This window comes from Streptomyces sp. NPDC107546 (genome assembly GCF_055639175.1).
Map to the genome: position 1 here is coordinate 54,050 of NZ_JBVKBA010000012.1, position 17,811 is coordinate 71,860.

Below are 17,811 nucleotides of genomic sequence, written 5' to 3' on the forward strand. Positions count from 1 at the left end.
GGAGGCGGGCGCCCGGCGACGACCGTCACCCGCCCTGCCGGGCCGCCACCACGTCCAGCAGACGTTCCGCCTCGGCCCGCCGGGCCTCGGCCGTCTCCGCGTCGGCGTCCGCGTCCTCGTAGGCCGCGAGCACCGTACGCGCGCGTGCCGACGCCTCGTCCGGGCGCCCGAGGTCGGCCTCCAGCCATCCCGCGGCCAGTTCGGCTGCGGTCCGCGAGCCGAGGGCGCCCGCGCCGAGGGACGCGAAGGCGGCGATCGCCTCCGCGAGGTGCGTCAGCGCCTCCTCGAACGCCGCCTGCGTCGCCTCCGCGTCCGCGCCGTCGCCGACCGACCGGGCGACCAGCTCGCCGAACTGACGCCGGGTGTGGCCGAGTTCGATGATCAGCCGGGCGCGCGCGTCGTCGTCCGCCGCGGCGTCCGCCGCCGCCGAGCACTCCCACGCCGCCTCGGCCATCAGCTCCCGCCCCGCGTCCAGGCCCGCCTCCCCGCCCGCCGCGAGCCACGCACGGGCACGCAGCGCGCGTACCAGGCCCGGCGTGTCGCCCAGCTCGCGCCACAGGTCACCGGCGCGCGCGTACGCACGGTCCGCCTCCGCCGGCAGATCCGCGCGGCCCAGCGCCTCGGCGGCCAGGTGCGCCAGCATGGCGTGGTCCCGCTGGTCCGGCCAGTGCCGGGCGATCTCCGCGGCCCGCAGCCGGCGCTCGGCCGCCTCCCGGTGCTCGCCCAGCTGCGTGTGGCAGTCGCCGAGCCAGCACTGGGTCTGCACGATCGCCTCTTCGCCGTGCGTCTCGGCGGTCAGGTCGGGCAGCGCCGACTCCAGCACCTCCGCCGCCTCCGCGAACCGTCCCTGCCGCAGCAGGAACCCGCCCAGCTGGTGCCGCGCCCAGGCGCCCAGCGTGGGACCCTCGCCCGCCTCGTCGGCCCAGTGCGCCGCCTCCAGGGCGTGCCCGGCGGCCTGAGGGAACCGCCCCGACGCCGCCAGCGCCTCCGCCACCTGAAGGTGCAGCTGCGCCTGCCCGACCGGCTCCAGGTGCCCCCGGCCGTGCTCCAGCGCCGCACGGGCCGCACGCTCGGCCGACTCCGCGTCGCCGAGCTGCCGGGCGACCCCGGCGAGCCGCGCCTCGTACTCCACCGCGAACCACGGCAGGCCCGCCGCCACGTACTCCTCCGCCGCCCGCGCCAGCAGCTCCGCCCCGGCCCGCGGGTCCCCGGCGTGCAGCGCCAGTTCCCCGAGCACGGCCTTGGCTTCGGCGGCCCGATACGCCAGGTGCCGATCGGCGGTGTGCGGCCCGGCGAACGCCAGCAGCTCCCGGGCGGCAGCCTCGGCGGCCCCGGCGTCGCCGCCTTCCTCGTGCAGCCGGTTCATCAGGACGCGGGCCCGCCCGACGAGCACGGACGCCGTCTGCCGCACCCCCGTCCCGCCCGCCTCGAACAGCGCGAGCGCCTCCTGGCGCAGCGCGGTGACCGTCTGAAGCGCCTCGTCCGGCCGGCCCGTCAGGGAGCGGACGAAGGCCGCACGCGCGCGTGCCGCCAGCGCCTCACCGGGGTCGCCCGCGGCCACGTACAACTCGGCCGCCCGCTCGAACAGTTCGATGCCCTCCGGGCCCCGGCTCATCGCCTCGTGGTCGACGAGGTCCGCCTGGTCGCGGGGGTCCAGCTCCCGGCCCTGAGCGGCACGCGCCACCGCCGCCCAGGCGTCCATGGCGGCCGGGTCCAGGGCGTCCGCGAGCCGCCGCGCCTCGGCGAGCAGGTCCGCGAAGTCCCGCTCCTCGGTCCGCGGGGCGGGCGGGGTCGGCGCCGCCGGTGCCGGGCGGGTGGTGCGCACGCCGAGCGGCAGCCGGTCCACCAGCGGGCGGCGGTCCATGCGCTCCCGGGCGCGCTCACCGACGTACGGCGTGCCGTTGCGCGCGTCGAAGCGGGCGGCCAGCGCCAGCGCCTCCCCGCGCGCGTGGATGGCGAGATCCCGGGCGGTCCACTCCCGGCCCGCCGGCCCCGGCACCACCTGGTCACCGAGCCCGCGCTCGACCAGCCGGTCCATCAGCAGGGCCACCACGGCGAGGAAGTCCAGCTTGCTGCGCGGCTCACCGGAGTCCGTGAAGTACGCCGGCCGCTCGGCCAGCAGTTCCAGGCCGCGCGCTTCGTTGCCGGTCAGCGCGCAGAACTCCACGTGGTCCGCGTACGAGGAGCGCATGCTCTCCATGGCCCGCACCAGCCGCAGCCCGCGCAGGTGGTGCGCCCGTGCCTCGTCCGGGCGGCCCAGCCGCAGCAGCGGCAGCAGGGAGGAGGCCAGCACGGCGTGCGGCTCGTGCGCGCAGACGTGCTCGCCCTCCAGGACCGGCCGCCACAGCTCCAGCGCCTGCTCGTCCTCGCCCTTGCGGGACTGCCACCAGCCCTGGTCGTGCAGCTCGCACGCATGGCAGTCGGCCATCGCGTCCCGGTCGGCGGCCAGCCACGCCGCGTACGCCCGCTCCGCCCGCGCCAGGTCCCCGACGTGTGCGGCGATGTTGAACTCGGCGCTGCGCACGGCCCGTTCGGAGTACCCGGCCAGCCGGTAGCGGTGCTCCATCTCGCCGAGCCACTTCTCCATGGAGGCGAGCGGAATGTGCGGCTGGCCCAGCATGCCCGCCGACATCCACTTGAAGACCCAGTGCAGCGAATGGGACTCGTACTCGTCGAAGTCCTCCGGGCGCTCGTCCCACATGCGCAGCAGCCGCGCGAACGGGACGAACATCTTGTCCTTCTCCAAGCTGTAGTTGTAGACCTTCAGCTGGTGTCCGAGCGCCTCGATCACGGCCAGCGGGATGCCCAGCTTCTCGGCCTCCACCAACAGCTGCTCCGCGCGCGCGTTGCGCGCCGGGCCCTCCGGCTGCTCGTAGTTGTCCGCCATCGCCCGGCGCAGCGAGTCGAAGTCCGTGACCTGGCTCATCGGAAGCCGTCCTTGGGCGAGTCGGTGTGGGTGGCCCATTCCAGAAGACCGATGAAGGCACGGTTCAGCAGCGCGGAGTCCGCGGGCCTGAGCGGCCGCTGGGCCATCAGCAGGGCCTGCCCGTACAGCGACTCGGTGGCCGTGCCGATCAACTCCGGTTCCTTCAGGGAACTGATCCTGCGGACCAGCGGATTGAGGTGGTTGAGCACCAGACGCGCGCGTGGAGCACTGCCCCGCAGCGAGCCCAGGATGCCCGCCCACAGCTCGTCGGCCTGCTCCTCGGCCTCCGCGCGTGCCTGCTCGTGGCGAGCCTGACGGTCGTCCAGGTGCAGCGCCGGCACGGACAGCGGATGGAACGCGCGCAGCACGACGTCGCAGCCCAGCGCGTCGAGCCTGGCGCGCGCCGCCGCCAGGAAGGCGGACAGCGCCAGCTCCTCGGCCGGGTCGACCGCGTCCAGGTGCGCGGTCACCGTGTCCGCGTCCAGTTCGGCGACCACCGTGCCCGGGCGCACCGACGGCAGCGCCTCGATCAGCTCGCTGTCGTACGTGTAGCCGCCGTTGACCACCCCGACACCCTGCGCGGACGCGATCGGCGCCACCTGGCGGTACTCCTCCACCGTCCGCGTGAAGTGCACGACCGGGTGCCGCTGCGCGAACTCCTCCAGGGACAGCCGCCCGTCGGTCGTCTCGAAGGGCAGCCACGGCAGCATCGTGCGCAGCATCTCCTTGTCGTGCCGCGCCAGCGACTTCACGCCCAGGTAGTGCACCGACAGGAAGGCGGCGAGCCGCTCGGGGTCACCGGCGGCGAGAGAGGTCAGCCAGGACCGGATGCGCTCCCCGAGGGCGTCGCGCACGGCCGCGAGGGTCTCGTCCTCGTACAGCGACTCGCGCGACGCCGTGGGCCGCAGGCTGTCCGTGTCGAGCACACAGCGTACGAAGAACGCCCAGTCCGGCAGCAGCTGTTCGGCCCGCTCCGTCAGCAGCATGCCCTTCAGGTGCACCCGGTGACCCGCCCGCTGCGCCGGGCTCACCGCGGTCGGCAGCACGTACGCCACACCCCGGATGCCCGCGAGCGGCACATCCAGGTCGATGGAGTCCAGCGGGGCGAACCCGAACAGGTCGTGACAGTGGCGCGCCAGGGCCACCCTGCGGGCCGCGGGGGAGGGGTGGGCGCGGTCCCAGGGCGCCGGCAGATCCGTGACCGGCTCGTCGCCGACCCGGACGTCGTACGGCAGCAGCGAACCGAAGTCCCGTGCCAGGGACCGCACCCGGTCCGCGGAGAGCCAGTCACCGGCACCCGGGCGCGCCACCAGGTGCACGGTGGTGCCGGGTTCGGGCCGGGCGTCCGACGGCAGGGTGCGCACGATGTACGAACCGTCGTCGGCGGCCGTCCACTCCACGGGCGGCGCATCCGGCGTACGGGCGCTGCGGCTGACGACCCGTATGCGCTCGGCCACGACGAAACACGCCAGCAGTCCGATGCCGAACTGCCCGAGGAAGTCGGAGCGCGCCTCCTGCAGCCCTGCGGCCGAGTCGGCCCGCTTGGAGCTGCGCCCGATGGTGGCGAGGAGGTTGTGCACATCGGACTCGGTGAGCCCGATGCCCGAGTCCTCCACGCGCAGCGCGCCGCCGTCCGCGTACAGCCGGACCGTGGCGGGCGCACCGGGCTGCTCGGCACGGCGGGCGGTGATCGCGTCCACCGCGTTCTGCAGCAGCTCGCGCAGATAGACCTTGGGGCTGGAGTAGAGGTGATGGGAGAGCAGGTCCACCAGGCCACGCAGGTCGACCTGGAAGGTATGGGCCGACGTGGGTGACTGTGAGGCCTGTGAGGACTGTGAGGTCTGGGAATCCATCGTCACGGCGCCGCGGGTGGGGGACGTTCGACGGCGCGGGGTCGGGCGGTCCCGGTGGGGCGGTGACCGCGGAGCGAGCCGGGGGTGGGCCATCGTAGGCCCGAAACCACCCCGCTGACCAGCGCTTTTGCAAGACGTATACGGCATTGTCAGTGCCGTGGTGTGCAATGGATCTCGTGCCCGCACTGCAAGAACCACCGAAACAACCTCTGAAGTCAGTGCTCGGCCCCGCCACCGCGAAGGTGATGGCCGAGCACCTCGGCCTGCACACCGTCGGCGACCTGCTCCACCACTACCCGCGCAGATACGAGGAGCGCGGACAGCTCACCCACCTCGCCGACCTCCCCATGGACGAGCACGTCACGGTGGTCGCCCAGGTCGCCGACGCCCGCCTGCACACGTTCGCCTCGGCCAAGGCCCCCCGTGGCAAGGGCCAGCGCCTGGAGGTGACCATCACCGACGGCAGTGGCCGCCTCCAACTCGTCTTCTTCGGCAACGGCGTGCACAAGCCCCACAAGGAACTCCTGCCGGGCACCCGCGCGCTGTTCGCGGGCAAGGTCTCGGTCTTCAACCGCAGGCTCCAACTCGCCCATCCGGCCTACGAACTGCTGCGCGGCGACGATGTGGCCGAAGCGGTGGACAGCTGGGCGGGCGCCCTGATCCCGCTCTACCCGGCCACGGCCAAGCTGGAGTCCTGGAAGATCGCCAAGGCGGTGCAGACGGTGCTGCCCAGCGCCCAGGAGGCCATCGATCCCCTCCCGGGGTCCCTGCGTGCGGGCCGAGGCCTGATCCCCCTCCCCGAGGCCCTGCTGAAGATCCACCGCCCGCACACGAAGGCGGACATCGCCGACGCCCGCTCCCGCCTGAAGTGGGACGAGGCGTTCGTCCTCCAGGTCGCCCTGGCCCGCCGCCGCCACGCGGACACCCAACTCCCGGCGGTGGCCCGCAGACCGAAGCCGGACGGCCTCCTGGCGGCCTTCGACGAGCGCCTGCCCTTCACGCTCACGGAAGGCCAGCAGAAGGTCTCGAAGGAGATCTTCGCCGACCTGGCGACGGAACACCCGATGCACCGGCTGCTCCAGGGCGAGGTCGGCAGCGGCAAGACCCTGGTCGCCCTGCGCGCCATGCTCGCCGTCGTCGACGCGGGCGGGCAGGCCGCCATGCTCGCGCCCACGGAAGTCCTCGCCCAGCAGCACCACCGCTCGATCGTCGAGATGATGGGCGAGCTGGCCGAGTCGGGGATGCTCGGCGGGGCCGAGCAGGCCACCAAGGTGGTGCTGCTCACCGGGTCCATGGGGGCGGCCGCACGACGGCAGGCGCTGCTCGATCTCGCCACCGGGGAGGCCGGGATCGTGATCGGCACCCATGCCCTGATCGAGGACAAGGTGCAGTTCCGCGACCTCGGGCTGGTGGTGGTGGACGAGCAGCACCGGTTCGGTGTGGAGCAGCGCGACGCACTGCGCGGCAAGGGAAAGCAGCCACCGCACCTGCTGGTGATGACCGCCACGCCGATTCCCCGGACCGTCGCCATGACCGTCTTCGGCGACCTGGAGACCTCCGTGCTCGATCAGCTTCCGGCCGGGCGGTCGCCGATCGCCAGCCATGTGGTGCCCGCCGCGGACAAGCCGCACTTCCTGGCGCGCGCCTGGGAGCGGGTCCGGGAGGAGGTGGCGGGCGGACATCAGGCGTACGTGGTGTGTCCGCGGATCGGCGACGAGGAGGAAGACCCCAGGAAGGCGCGCAAGTCGCCCGAGGACGAGGCGGAGAAGCGTCCGCCGCTCGCGGTGCTCGACGTGGCCGCCCAACTCGCCGAGGGGCCGCTGAAGGGCCTTCGGGTGGAGGTGCTGCACGGCAGGATGCAGCCCGACGACAAGGACGCGGTGATGCGCCGGTTCGCCGCCGGCGAGACCGACGTCCTGGTCGCGACGACGGTCATCGAGGTCGGCGTCAACGTCCCGAACGCCACCGTGATGGTGATCATGGACGCGGACCGCTTCGGGGTCTCACAGCTCCACCAGCTGCGCGGCCGGGTCGGACGGGGATCCGCGCCCGGGCTGTGCCTCCTGGTCTCCGAGATGCCGGAGGCGAGCGCGGCCCGCCAGCGGCTGACCGCGGTCGCGTCCACGCTCGACGGCTTCGAACTCTCCCGGCTCGACCTCGAGCAGCGGCGCGAGGGCGACGTCCTCGGCCAGGCCCAGTCCGGCGCCCGCACCTCCCTGCGCATGCTCGCCGTCATCGACGACGAGGAGATCATCACCCAGGCCCGCGAGGAGGCCGCGGCGGTGGTGGCGGCCGACCCGGACCTGGAACACCTGCCCGGGCTGCGCACGGCGCTGCAGGCCCTGCTGGACGACGAGAGGGAGCAGTACCTGGAGAAGGGGTGACCCCGTCGCTCTCAGGGCGGGCGTGCTCGGGGCCGGACGTGGCTGAGAGACTGAAGACGTCACCGCACGCAGACCGACAAGACCGACAAGGACCGAAGAGATGACCCGCGTGATCGCCGGTCGCGCCGGCGGGCGCCGGCTCGCCGTTCCGCCCGGGCACGGGACCCGCCCCACCTCCGACCGGGCGCGCGAGGGCCTCTTCTCGACCTGGCAGGCCCTCCTCGGCGGTCCGCTGGACGGCGAACGGGTGCTCGACCTCTACGCCGGCTCGGGCGCCGTCGGCCTGGAGGCCCTGTCCCGCGGGGCCGGCCACACTCTCCTCGTGGAGGCCGACGCCCGCGCCGCCCGCACCGTCCGTGAGAACGTCAGGGCGCTCGGCCTGCCCGGCGCGGAAGTCAGGGCGGGCAAAGCGGAACAGATCATCCGGACGTCGGTGCCGGGGGACCCGTACGACATCGTCTTCCTCGACCCCCCGTACGCCGTGTCCGACGACGATCTTCGCGAGATTCTGCTCACACTCCGCTCAGGGGGCTGGCTCGCGGCCGACGCCCTCGTCACCGTGGAGCGCAGCACCAGAGGCGGGGAATTCCGGTGGCCGGACGGCTTCGACGCGATCCGGGCCCGTCGCTACGGCGAGGGCACGTTTTGGTACGGTCGCGCCGCCTCTACGTGCGAAGACGCACGATGACCGGACCGGAGAGCGAGGGATCACAAGTGCGCCGCGCCGTCTGTCCCGGGTCGTTCGACCCGATCACCAACGGACACCTCGACATCATCGCCCGCGCCTCCAAGCTGTACGACGAGGTGTACGTGGCGGTGATGATCAACAAGGCCAAGAAGGGCCTGTTCGAGATCGACGAGCGGATCGACCTGATCCGCCAGGTCACCGCCGAGTTCGGGAACGTCACGGTGGAGTCCTTCCACGGCCTCCTCGTCGACTTCTGCAAGCAGCGCGACATCCCTGCCATCGTCAAGGGCCTGCGCGCCGTCAGCGACTTCGACTACGAGCTGCAGATGGCCCAGATGAACAACGGCCTCTCCGGCGTCGAGACCCTCTTCGTCCCCACGAACCCCACCTACAGCTTCCTGTCCTCCTCGCTCGTCAAGGAAGTCGCGGCCTGGGGCGGGGACGTCTCCCACCTGGTGCCCCCGATCGTCCTCGAAGCCCTCGACCAGCGCCTGAAGAAGGACTGAGCGGCCCCCGGCGGGGCCCCCGAGAACCTGACAGCCCGTCACTCGGTGTCGGGTGGTGCGGCAGTGGCCGTACAGTCGATCCGTCCGTCTCCAACACATCCGTAGAGAGTGGCGAGCACACGGTGGACGTGCAGAAGAAGCTCGACGAGATCGTCGCGGTGGTCTCCAGCGCCCGGTCCATGCCCATGTCGGCGTCGTGCGTGGTCAACCGCGCCCAGCTGCTCTCGATGCTCGAGGAGCTGCGCCAGGCGCTGCCCGACTCCCTGGCCGAGGCCCAGGAGCTCATCGGCGACCGGGAACAGATGGTCGAACGCGCCCGCCAGGAGGCCGAGCGGATCATCGAGAGCGCGCACGCCCAGCGCGGCTCCCTGATCTCCGACACCGAGGTCGCCCGCCGCTCCCAGGCCGAGGCCGACCGGATCCTCGCCGAGGCCCGCCAGGAGGCCGAGGAGATCCGCGCCGAGGCCGACGACTACGTCGACTCCAAGCTCGCCAACTTCGAGGTCGTCCTCACCAAGACGCTCGGCTCGGTCGGCCGCGGCCGCGAGAAGCTCCTCGGCACCGGCCCCGGCCTCGACGAGAACGGCTACGAGGACGAGGACGCCCCCGAGCGCAGCCACGACCCGGAGACCCTGCGCCGCGACGCCGACGCGTACGTGGACGCCAAGCTCGGCGCCTTCGAGGCCGTCCTCGCCAAGACCCTGGACGCCGTCGGCAAGGGCCGCCAGAAGCTGCACGGCCGCATCGCCACCGACGACCTCGGTGCCCTCGCCGGCGACACCACCACCGTCCAGCACACCAGCGACGCCGACTACCTCGCCGACCTCGCGGCCCTCGCCGAAACCCCGGACCCGGCGCCCGCGATCCCGGCCCAGCAGACGGAGCCGGCCTACGCGCAAGGGCAGGACCCGTACGGCTACCAGCAGCCCGACCAGTACGGTTACCAGCAGACGTACGCCCAGCAGGACGCCTACGGCTACCAGCAGGCCGACCCGTACGCCGCCTATCCCCAGGCCGGGGCCTACGACCAACACCAGCAGGCCGCGTACGACCAGGGGCAGAGCCAGCAGGGATACGGCGGGGCAAACGCCCTCGACGAGACCAGCCTCTTCGACACCAGCATGATCAGCGCCGAGCAGTTGCGGGCCTACGAACAGGAACGCGGCCGTCACTGAGCGCCCTGGCGCACGCGTTCCGGGACCCTTCGGGCGGACCGGATTGGGCCGAGAGCGGAAGGTCCAGTATCCTGGCTCTTCGGTCGCGCGTACGCACACGCTGTTTCGTAGACGTCCGCGATCACCGCTGCCCGGGAACACCGGAGGGCAGCGTTTCCCCGAGCTTCGAAGACCGAAAGCAGGAATGGCCCTGAACGCCCGCCTCGACCACCGCAACCCCCTCGTGTTCGACACGCACGAGCTGGGTCGGCGGCCTGGTGCGCTGCAGCGCCTGACCCGCACGGTCGACGCCCCCAAGGACTTCGGTATCCGCGGGGTCATCGGAGTGCCGGAAGGCGCGCCGGTGGAGCTCGAACTCCGCATGGAGTCGGTCATGGAAGGGGTGCTCGTCACGGGCACCGCCCGTGCCCGGGCCGAGGGGGAGTGCGTAAGGTGTCTGGAGCCGGTCGAGCTGGAGCTCGAAGCGGACTTCCAGGAACTGTTCTCGTACCCTGACGCCGACGACCGGGGCCGTGTGATCGCGGAACCGGGCGACGACGCCGAGGACGACGAGGACCGGTTCTTCCTCGAGGACGGACTCTTCGACCTCGAACCTCTGCTGCGCGATGCGGTGGTGCTCGCACTGCCGATGCAGCCGGTGTGCCAGGAAGACTGTCCGGGCCTGTGCGCCGAGTGCGGTGCGCGGCTCGCGGACGACCCGGACCACCACCACGACGCCGTCGACATCCGTTGGGCGGCACTGCAGGGAGTCGCCGACTCACTCACGAGCGGTGACAAGGACGAGACGAGCGGCGCCGAAGCGGGCGTCGACGAGAAGCAGGAGAAGTAGCCGTGGCTGTTCCGAAGCGGAAGATGTCGCGCAGCAACACGCGCCACCGCCGGTCGCAGTGGAAGGCTGCGGTCCCCACCCTGGTCGCGTGCGAGCGCTGCCACGAGCCCAAGCAGCAGCACATCGCGTGCCCGTCGTGCGGCACCTACAACAAGCGCCAGGTCCTCGAGGTCTGAGCGGCTGGTGAGAGGTCTGATGTCTGACGCCAAGGCGGACCCAAACGCCAGGAAGAAGGCGGACAACACAGCCTCGTCCCACACGCTTCTGGAAGGGCGGCTCGGCTACAAGGTCGAGTCCGCCCTTCTGGTGCGTGCGCTGACCCACCGCTCCTACGCGTACGAGAACGGCGGTCTGCCGACGAACGAGCGCCTGGAGTTCCTCGGGGACTCCGTGCTCGGCCTCGTCGTCACCGACACGCTGTACCGCACCCACCCCGACCTGCCCGAGGGCCAGCTGGCCAAGCTGCGGGCCGCGGTGGTCAACTCGCGTGCGCTGGCGGAGGTGGGCCGCGGGCTCGACCTCGGCTCCTTCGTCCGGCTCGGCCGGGGCGAGGAGGGCACGGGCGGCCGGGACAAGGCGTCCATCCTCGCCGACACCCTCGAAGCGGTGATCGGTGCTGTCTATCTCGACCAGGGGCTGGAATCGGCGGCGGAGCTGGTGCACCGCCTGTTCGACCCGCTGATCGAGAAGTCCTCGAATCTCGGCGCCGGCCTGGACTGGAAGACCAGCCTCCAGGAGCTGACCGCGACCGAGGGGCTCGGCGTTCCCGAGTACCTGGTCACGGAGACCGGCCCGGACCACGAGAAGACCTTTACTGCTGCCGCCCGCGTCGGAGGCGTCTCGTACGGCACCGGCACCGGCCGCAGCAAGAAGGAGGCGGAGCAGCAGGCCGCGGAGTCGGCCTGGCGCTCCATCCGCGACGCCGCGGACGAGCGCGCCAAGGCGGCGGCCGAGGCGGGGGCCCCCGACGGGACCACCGAGACCGCTGCCACGGCCCCGGCCAGCGACACGGCCACGGCCTGATTCCTTCATCACGGCCCCTGCCCCGGCACCTGTTGCCGGGGCAGGGGCCGTTTCATGGAACGACCCGGGCTCAAGGCGTGCTGAGACGCCCGCAGACGCTTCGACGACGTCCGCTCCGTCGCGCCCGGAGCGCTGCGGCGATGCCACGCCGGGCGGTCGGTGCGGCCGGCGTCCGCTCCCTTGCGCGCCCGCCGGTCCTTCCGTGCCGGTACGCACCGGCCGTCGGTGCGCTTCGGCCCGCCGTTCCGGACGGGGCGTCACCCGTTCCGGACCAAGAGGTACGCTGCGGACGTCGCCCCCTGTTCACCCTTCCGGAGGAGTCCGTGCCCGAGTTGCCCGAGGTCGAAGTCGTGCGGCGCGGGCTGGAGCGCTGGGTGGCCCACCGGACGGTCGCCGAGGTGGAGGTGCTGCACCCGCGGTCCGTCCGCCGTCACCTGGCCGGCGGGGACGACTTCGCGCACCGGCTGAAGGGGCAGCGCATCGGCACCCCCAGCCGCCGCGGGAAGTACCTCTGGATCCCCGTCGAGACCACCGGCACGGCGATCCTCGCCCACCTCGGTATGAGCGGCCAGCTCCTCGTCCAGCCGCACCGGGCGCCGGACGAGAAGCACCTCAGGATCCGGGTCCGCTTCGACGACGCCCTCGCCACCGAGCTGCGCTTCGTCGATCAGCGCACCTTCGGCGGCCTCTCCCTGCACGAGACCGCCCCCGACGGGCTGCCCGACGTCATCGCGCACATCGCCCGCGACCCGCTCGACCCGGTCTTCGACGACGAGGCCTTCCACCAGGCACTGCGCCGCAAGCGCAGCACCATCAAACGGGCCCTGCTCGACCAGTCGCTGATCAGCGGCGTCGGCAACATCTACGCGGACGAGGCGCTGTGGCGCTCCCGTATCCACTACGAACGCCCCACCGCCCACTTCACGCGCCCCCGTACCACTGAACTCCTCGGTCACATCAGGGATGTGATGAACGCGGCGCTCGCCGTCGGCGGCACCAGCTTCGACAGCCTCTACGTCAACGTCAACGGGGAGTCGGGCTACTTCGACCGGTCCCTGGACGCGTACGGCCGCGAGGGCGAGCCCTGTCGGCGCTGCACCACGCCCATGCGCCGCCGCCCCTGGATGAACCGCTCCAGCTACTTCTGCCCGAGCTGTCAGAGGGCGCCGCGCGTCTCGTCGTAACGCTCGCGGGCCGCAAGGACGTCGTCCATACGGCCCTCCACACAGTGGATGAGGGCCAGCAGGCGCTCGGCGACCTCGCGGCCGACGGGGGTCAGTTCGTAGTCCACCCGCGGCGGGTTGGTCGGCTGGGCCTCGCGGTGCACCAGGCCGTCGCGCTCCAGCGCGTGCAGGGTCTGGGACAACATCTTCTCGCTCACGCCGTCGACCCGGCGGCGCAGCTCGTTGAAGCGCATCGAGCCCTCGTACAGCGCTCCGAGCGTGAGTCCGCCCCAGCGGCCGGTGACGTGCTCCAGCGTGCCGCGCGAGGGGCATGCCTTGGCGAACACGTTGTAGGCGAGGTCCTGTTCCTCCGTGCGCTCCTGGGTGCCGTTCATGCCCCAAGCGTACGCGAGCGCAGCGCTAACCACCAGGTTGCACTAACCAAAAGTTAGTGCTTTCCTTTGGTTGCCGCCGGTGAGCTGCACGCCTTTGCTGTGGCTGCCGTTTCATGACCTCTGAGGAGAGCGAACCGTGACCACCCCTGTTGTCTCCATCGCCTACCACTCCGGCTACGGCCACACCGCCGTCCTCGCCGAGGCCGTACGGGACGGCGCCGCCGACGCCGGCGCCCAGGTCCACCTGATCAAGGTCGACGAGATCACCGAGGAGCAGTGGGCGACCCTCGACGCCTCGGACGCCGTCGTCTTCGGCTCGCCGACCTACATGGGCACCGCGTCCGGCGCCTTCCACGTCTTCGCAGAGGCGTCCTCGAAGCGGTGGTTCGGGCAGGACTGGAAGGACAAGCTGGCCGCCGGCTTCACCAACTCCGGGTCCAAGAGCGGCGACAAGCTGCACACCCTGCAGTTCTTCCAGATCCTGGCCGCGCAGCACGGGATGAACTGGGTCAACCTCGGTCTGCACCCCGGCTGGAACGTCAGCACCGGCTCCGAGCACGACCTCAACCGCCTCGGCGTCTTCGCCGGTGCCGCCGCACAGACCAACAACGACCAGGGCCCGGAGGCCGTCCACAAGGCCGACATCGCCACCGCCCGGCACCTCGGCCGCCGCGTCGCGGAGGCGGCACGCGTCTTCACGCTCGGCCGCGCGGCCGCCTGAGCCGCCCGGACACGGCCGTGCCCCCGCCCCGGAGACCCCGGGGCGGGGGCACGCGCGTACGGGTGCGGCAGTACAGGAGGGCGTCAGTGGCCGAAGAAGTGACGGGCCGGGTCTCTGACCTGCGGCCTCCCGTCGTCGTACAGGCTGCCCATGTACCAGTCGTCGTCATGGACAGGCTTCACAAGGCACAGGCCGTCTTGTTGTCATTCGACGGTGTGAAGACCGCGTTTCCGAAAGGAGCGACGCCCCGCCCGTAGGGTCAAGGCCACCACCGTGACCGCCAGCACGAGGTTGAGAGTGTCCACGATCATGACGACGGAGTAGGGCGCGAGCAACAGCCTCGGCACCTTGCCGCCGATCATCCCCAGGCCCACGAGGAGGGGGAACCATGCCCGAAAGAATCGCATGGTCTGATCGGGACTCGCTCCCTTTCGAACCTTGGTCCGCTCCCACCACCGGCTGCCGATACTCACGAGGACTAGCGCGCACCCCATCGCGACCACGGACCAGTCCATGAACCGCAGCATCACATCTCCTTGATCGGCAGACGGATCTTCCTCCCGCGGGTAACCGAGGTCAAGGGAACGGCGTCCCACAGCAGCCCTGGCCCTTTGAGTCCTGGAGCTGTGCGCGACGCCCCGGGCACACTCAGGCACTGTGACCGCTGCGCGGTACTGCCGGGGAGTCGCCGGGCCACGCGGGCCGTGCCAGACCGCCTAGGAGTGCTGGCGTCCGGCGCCGTTGATGTCACTCGCGGATGTCAGAACGGCGTAGTCCAGAGATCGGCCCGGCCGCCGAGGAATAGTCAAGACCTGTGGAGCGGCGTGTCATGCGACTTGCTGGGTGCCTCCTGGTTCCGGGTCGGCCTCTTCCGCGGGTTGGTTGAGGAGGATGGGCCTGGTGGAACCTCAGTCCTAGAATCGGGCCATGGGAAGGACCGACCGCGCCAGCCGGGTGATCGCGGCACCACCCGAGACCGTCTACGGCGCCCTCCTCGACCGGGAGTCCCTCGAGGCCTGGCTGCCGCCGGACGGCATGCGCGGGCGGGTCGAGCGGTGGGACCCCCGGCCTGGTGGCGGGTTCCGGATGGTCCTCACCTACCTCGACCCCGCCGACAGTCCCGGCAAGACATCAGATGCGACGGATGTCGTCGACGTCGGGTTTGCCGCCCTGGTGCCACCGGAGCGCGTGGTACAGCGGGCTGTGTTCGAGGCTGACGATCCGTCGTACGCGGGCACCATGACGATGACTTGGCACCTCACCGCCGCCGGTGACGGGACCGAGGTGACCGTCACCGCCACGGACGTGCCACCCGGCATCGACCAAGCGGACCACGAGGCCGGGATCGCCTCCTCGCTGGCCAACCTGGCGTCGTACGTCGAAGCGGCCGACTGACTCAGTTCGACTGTGCCCCGAGCCCGGCCACCTCGTCGAGGAAGCGGTCGAGCACCCACACCCGTCATCGCGCGCATCCCATCAGATGACGGCGGAGTAGTTGCCAGGATCGGTGGAACTGGTGAGGTTGTTCAGGCTGCGTGGGCTTCGGGGCGTTCGACGAGGTGGCCGAGTGCGAGTGTGACCTTGCTGTACCACTACCCCCGTCCTTGACGGCAGCGAACAGATCCTTGATGCCAAGGGATTCGAAGAATTACTCGAGCATACCCTTATTGGTTTCAGTGTCCTCTTTGATGGCCTTCAGGATCGAACTGGTTTTGTCCTCGAGTTGCTTTCTCGTGGCGGCAGTGGACGGAGAATCCGCGGTCTTGACGTCGTCGACGCCCCGCTGGACTTCTCCGACCTTTGTCGGGATTTCGTCTTCTTTGGCGTCCGACATGAAAAAACTCTGGGTGGGGTTCGAGGATTGACGCGGCGGTCACCCGTTGATAACCTCGGCACCAATTGCCGCACGAAGGGGGGAATATGAGTGGCATCGCGGTCACGGGCATTATCCTGATGATTCTCGGCGGGCTTATCTGTTTCGCCAATTCAGGCGGTCTACTACTTTTCCTGAAACTGCGGAACCTGCAACTACACGGCGTAGAAGGGGAAGCCGTCTCCACGCTTCAGGAATGGATCAGCAAAGGGCATCGCGTCTATTACGACCTCAAACTGCCCGAGGGTAGTCCCCTGACCAGTTTCATCGAGGTCGGCGTGGAGCCGCGGGGGCCGGTGGGCACCGTCGTGCCGGTGGTGTATGACCGGAGGAAGCCGAAACGGGCCAGAACGGGCATGCTCGCAGACATTGAGGTGGCCGAAGAGTGGTTCTACGTGAAGGTCTTCTGGATCCCCGGCCTGGCATGCGTCGTGCTCGGCGCGGTGCTTGCGCTCGTTTTCTGGTGAGGCGAGGGCCACCGAAGCGGCAACGCGGACGCGAACGGGGACAGGCCATCGTCTGTGCCAGGTGGCGGTGTATGCGGTCGGCTTCACCCCGCACCAAGGCGAGGACGTCGCCCTGCTCGACGATGAGACGGCTGTAGACCGGGGTGTCCTCGAACAGTGGGGGTCTGCTCGTTTCGTCTGAATGGGGCGGGCGTCCGGGGGCCTCAGAGCTGTGGGTCGAGTGCTCGGCTTTGCCTGGGTCGATGGTATGCGGGATGGGAGCTCCCAGCATCCGCCACGACGGACCCGCAGTCGGCGACGGTGCCCCCTCCATCCCGGTGCCGGCCGATCCCCCGCCGGAGGCATTGTTCTGACCGTCGCGTACGCGGTGATCGACTCATGGCCACTGGCCCTATCCACCAGTGGGCGCGCCTCGGCGCAGCGCGGGCGGAGCGGGCCGGAGGCAGGAGCGGCGCCCGCAGCGGAGCCGGGAGCACGCCCGGCGGAGCGGAGCGCAGCCGGGGCTTGACGCGGGGGAGAGCAGCAAGGCCCTCAGCGAGTACCTGGGCCACCACGATCCCGGCTTCACGCTGCGCACCTACACGCACCTGATGCCGTCGAGCGAGACCCGGACCCGGGCCGCCGTTGATCGCGCCTTCCAGGAGGACGAAGCTGCGGATGACGGCCCGGAGACGGCCCAGGAAGGTTCCTAGGGCCCTGACCTGCGGTTATCTCAGTAGCCGAAGTCCTGCGTCCACCAGGGGCCGCCGGAGCCGAAGTGCACTCCGACGCCCAGCGTCGTGAAGTCGCAGTTCAGTATGTTCGCCCGGTGGCCGGGGCTGTTCATCCAGGCGTCCATGACGTCCTGCGGGGTCGCCTGCCCGCGGGCTATGTTCTCGCCGCCCAGGTCCGTTATGCCGAGCACGGCCGCCCGCTGCCACGGGTCCTTGCCGTCGGGGTCGGTGTGGTCGAAGAAGTTCCGCGCGGCCATGTCCTCGCTGAACGCCTCCGCCAGCTTGCGCAGCGGGCCGTTCGGGGTCACCGGTGAGCAGCCCACCTTGGCCCGCTCCCGGTTGACCAGCTTGATCACCTCGGCCTCGGCGGCGGCCTCGGAGGTCACCTTCTGGGCCGGGATCGTCACCGGCGTCTTCGTGGGCTGCTGCGCCGGCGGCGCGGCCGTCGCCGTGCTGTCCGTCGCGGTGGGGGACGGTGTCCGGGTGGGCTGGACCGTCGGCGCCGCCGAGGACCCCGAGGGGGTGGAGGGGGTCGCGGTCGCGGCCGGCGTGGGCGAGCGGTCGGCGTCACGGCTGGTGGACGAGGACCCGCGGGAGTCCGCGGTGCCGCTCGTGCCGCCCTGCTGGGTGGCGAAGCCCGACGGGGTGGTGCCGCCGGCCTGCACATCACCGGGGTCACCGCTCACCGAGAAGTGGTTGCCGCCGGGCAGTACCCCGGTGGCGACCGCCACGGTGCCCAGCGCCACGGCGGCGGAGACGCCCAGCAGGCCAGTGCGCACCGGCGTCGGGGCCTTCTTCCTGCGGTGCGAGCGGGTCGCGCGCCGCTCGGCCTCCAGGACCACGGCGAAGCCGTAGAGGTTCTCCGGGCCGTAGCGCTCCGGCGGAGTGTCGTAGCTCTCTGTGACCCTCTTGGCGCGGCCCCCCGTGGCGGCGCGTCCGGCGGCGGAGCGTCGGTGGCGTCCCATTGCTGGCCTTCCTGGTCTTGCGGTCGGCGCAACTCACACGATCGTGTGAGTTTCACGTGAGAGTTATGGGTGGGGACGGTACCGCATCGCGCACGGGACGGATGTGCCGGGAGGGACATTGGCCGGTTAG

General features: G+C 71.1%; 17 protein-coding genes and 1 pseudogene. 12 read left to right on the forward strand and 6 right to left on the reverse strand.

The window, feature by feature from the left end; all coding sequences use genetic code 11:
* Positions 1 to 25: 25 nt before the first annotated feature.
* Both ACZ7L1_RS19350 and ACZ7L1_RS19355 read right to left on the reverse strand, forming a co-directional pair.
* Entirely contained in the window at positions 26 to 2,926 is a 2,901-nt protein-coding gene (locus ACZ7L1_RS19350; RefSeq protein ID WP_471438610.1) for a tetratricopeptide repeat protein, read from the reverse strand.
* A complete protein-coding gene (locus tag ACZ7L1_RS19355; RefSeq protein ID WP_471438889.1) occupies positions 2,923 to 4,779 on the reverse strand; it encodes an HSP90 family protein in 1,857 nt (618 codons plus the stop codon). The genes ACZ7L1_RS19350 and ACZ7L1_RS19355 overlap by 4 nt, the downstream gene beginning before the upstream one ends.
* Positions 4,780 to 4,946: 167 nt before the next feature.
* Here ACZ7L1_RS19355 and recG point away from each other — a divergent pair, with 167 nt between their 5' ends.
* From recG to mutM, 8 genes are all read left to right on the forward strand, one after another.
* Positions 4,947 to 7,163 carry an ATP-dependent DNA helicase RecG gene (gene recG / locus ACZ7L1_RS19360; RefSeq protein WP_471438612.1) on the forward strand — a complete coding sequence of 739 codons (2,217 nt, stop codon included), beginning with the start codon at positions 4,947 to 4,949 and terminating at the stop codon, positions 7,161 to 7,163.
* 100 nt (positions 7,164 to 7,263) lie between these two features.
* Positions 7,264 to 7,851, forward strand: coding sequence for a 16S rRNA (guanine(966)-N(2))-methyltransferase RsmD (rsmD, locus tag ACZ7L1_RS19365; protein ID WP_471438614.1), 588 nt, complete (start codon positions 7,264 to 7,266; stop codon positions 7,849 to 7,851).
* 26 nt (positions 7,852 to 7,877) lie between these two features.
* Complete coding sequence (gene coaD / locus ACZ7L1_RS19370; RefSeq protein WP_366027882.1) at positions 7,878 to 8,357, forward strand: pantetheine-phosphate adenylyltransferase; 480 nt, start codon at positions 7,878 to 7,880, stop codon at positions 8,355 to 8,357.
* Between the two features lie 122 nt (positions 8,358 to 8,479).
* Complete coding sequence (locus ACZ7L1_RS19375) at positions 8,480 to 9,532, forward strand: ATP synthase F0 subunit B (RefSeq protein ID WP_471438615.1); 1,053 nt, start codon at positions 8,480 to 8,482, stop codon at positions 9,530 to 9,532.
* Between the two features lie 184 nt (positions 9,533 to 9,716).
* Positions 9,717 to 10,361 carry a YceD family protein gene (locus ACZ7L1_RS19380; RefSeq protein ID WP_471438616.1) on the forward strand — a complete coding sequence of 215 codons (645 nt, stop codon included), beginning with the start codon at positions 9,717 to 9,719 and terminating at the stop codon, positions 10,359 to 10,361.
* Positions 10,362 to 10,363: 2 nt separating this feature from the next.
* Positions 10,364 to 10,537 carry a 50S ribosomal protein L32 gene (gene rpmF, locus ACZ7L1_RS19385; protein WP_003951102.1) on the forward strand — a complete coding sequence of 58 codons (174 nt, stop codon included), beginning with the start codon at positions 10,364 to 10,366 and terminating at the stop codon, positions 10,535 to 10,537.
* Between the two features lie 19 nt (positions 10,538 to 10,556).
* On the forward strand, positions 10,557 to 11,384 hold the full coding sequence (gene rnc, locus ACZ7L1_RS19390; RefSeq protein ID WP_471438618.1) for a ribonuclease III: 828 nt from the start codon (positions 10,557 to 10,559) through the stop codon (positions 11,382 to 11,384).
* 323 nt (positions 11,385 to 11,707) lie between these two features.
* Positions 11,708 to 12,568 carry a bifunctional DNA-formamidopyrimidine glycosylase/DNA-(apurinic or apyrimidinic site) lyase gene (mutM, locus tag ACZ7L1_RS19395; protein ID WP_471438619.1) on the forward strand — a complete coding sequence of 287 codons (861 nt, stop codon included), beginning with the start codon at positions 11,708 to 11,710 and terminating at the stop codon, positions 12,566 to 12,568.
* Here the strand turns inward: mutM and ACZ7L1_RS19400 are convergent.
* The gene (locus ACZ7L1_RS19400) at positions 12,541 to 12,942 is read right to left on the reverse strand and encodes a winged helix-turn-helix transcriptional regulator (RefSeq protein WP_471438620.1); all 402 of its coding nucleotides are present in this window, start codon (positions 12,940 to 12,942) and stop codon (positions 12,541 to 12,543) included. The two genes, mutM and ACZ7L1_RS19400, sit on opposite strands and share 28 nt — an antisense overlap.
* A gap of 136 nt (positions 12,943 to 13,078) precedes the next feature.
* On the opposite strand from ACZ7L1_RS19400, the gene ACZ7L1_RS19405 reads away from it, so the two are divergent.
* Complete coding sequence (locus ACZ7L1_RS19405) at positions 13,079 to 13,663, forward strand: flavodoxin family protein (RefSeq protein ID WP_471438622.1); 585 nt, start codon at positions 13,079 to 13,081, stop codon at positions 13,661 to 13,663.
* Between the two features lie 203 nt (positions 13,664 to 13,866).
* On the opposite strand, the gene ACZ7L1_RS19410 is transcribed toward ACZ7L1_RS19405, so the two are convergent.
* Positions 13,867 to 14,190, reverse strand: a complete 324-nt coding sequence (locus ACZ7L1_RS19410; protein WP_471438624.1) for a hypothetical protein — start codon at positions 14,188 to 14,190, stop codon at positions 13,867 to 13,869.
* A 400-nt stretch (positions 14,191 to 14,590) separates the two neighbouring features.
* On the opposite strand from ACZ7L1_RS19410, the gene ACZ7L1_RS19415 reads away from it, so the two are divergent.
* On the forward strand, positions 14,591 to 15,058 hold the full coding sequence (locus ACZ7L1_RS19415) for an SRPBCC family protein (RefSeq protein WP_471438626.1): 468 nt from the start codon (positions 14,591 to 14,593) through the stop codon (positions 15,056 to 15,058).
* A 253-nt stretch (positions 15,059 to 15,311) separates the two neighbouring features.
* Here ACZ7L1_RS19415 and ACZ7L1_RS19420 read toward each other — a convergent pair whose 3' ends face one another.
* Positions 15,312 to 15,497 carry a hypothetical protein gene (locus ACZ7L1_RS19420; RefSeq protein ID WP_471438628.1) on the reverse strand — a complete coding sequence of 62 codons (186 nt, stop codon included), beginning with the start codon at positions 15,495 to 15,497 and terminating at the stop codon, positions 15,312 to 15,314.
* 86 nt (positions 15,498 to 15,583) lie between these two features.
* On the opposite strand from ACZ7L1_RS19420, the gene ACZ7L1_RS19425 reads away from it, so the two are divergent.
* Entirely contained in the window at positions 15,584 to 16,003 is a 420-nt protein-coding gene (locus tag ACZ7L1_RS19425) for a hypothetical protein (RefSeq protein WP_471438630.1), read from the forward strand.
* A gap of 503 nt (positions 16,004 to 16,506) precedes the next feature.
* Positions 16,507 to 16,695: pseudogene (locus tag ACZ7L1_RS19430) on the forward strand (site-specific integrase); the annotation flags it as partial.
* Between the two features lie 20 nt (positions 16,696 to 16,715).
* Here the strand turns inward: ACZ7L1_RS19430 and ACZ7L1_RS19435 are convergent.
* On the reverse strand, positions 16,716 to 17,681 hold the full coding sequence (locus tag ACZ7L1_RS19435; RefSeq protein WP_471438632.1) for a CAP domain-containing protein: 966 nt from the start codon (positions 17,679 to 17,681) through the stop codon (positions 16,716 to 16,718).
* Between the last annotated feature and the right edge of the window lie 130 nt (positions 17,682 to 17,811).

Coding starts and splice junctions, on each gene's coding strand:
- ACZ7L1_RS19355 (WP_471438889.1), bottom strand. CDS start 4,779: ATGGATTCCCAGACCTCACAGTCCTCACAGGCCTCACAGTCACCCACG.
- rsmD (WP_471438614.1), top strand. CDS start 7,264: ATGACCCGCGTGATCGCCGGTCGCGCCGGCGGGCGCCGGCTCGCCGTT.
- recG (WP_471438612.1), top strand. CDS start 4,947: ATGGATCTCGTGCCCGCACTGCAAGAACCACCGAAACAACCTCTGAAG.
- ACZ7L1_RS19350 (WP_471438610.1), bottom strand. CDS start 2,926: ATGAGCCAGGTCACGGACTTCGACTCGCTGCGCCGGGCGATGGCGGAC.
- rnc (WP_471438618.1), top strand. CDS start 10,557: ATGTCTGACGCCAAGGCGGACCCAAACGCCAGGAAGAAGGCGGACAAC.
- ACZ7L1_RS19425 (WP_471438630.1), top strand. CDS start 15,584: ATGAGTGGCATCGCGGTCACGGGCATTATCCTGATGATTCTCGGCGGG.
- ACZ7L1_RS19400 (WP_471438620.1), bottom strand. CDS start 12,942: ATGAACGGCACCCAGGAGCGCACGGAGGAACAGGACCTCGCCTACAAC.
- ACZ7L1_RS19380 (WP_471438616.1), top strand. CDS start 9,717: ATGGCCCTGAACGCCCGCCTCGACCACCGCAACCCCCTCGTGTTCGAC.
- ACZ7L1_RS19410 (WP_471438624.1), bottom strand. CDS start 14,190: ATGCTGCGGTTCATGGACTGGTCCGTGGTCGCGATGGGGTGCGCGCTA.
- ACZ7L1_RS19435 (WP_471438632.1), bottom strand. CDS start 17,681: ATGGGACGCCACCGACGCTCCGCCGCCGGACGCGCCGCCACGGGGGGC.
- ACZ7L1_RS19415 (WP_471438626.1), top strand. CDS start 14,591: ATGGGAAGGACCGACCGCGCCAGCCGGGTGATCGCGGCACCACCCGAG.
- ACZ7L1_RS19420 (WP_471438628.1), bottom strand. CDS start 15,497: ATGTCGGACGCCAAAGAAGACGAAATCCCGACAAAGGTCGGAGAAGTC.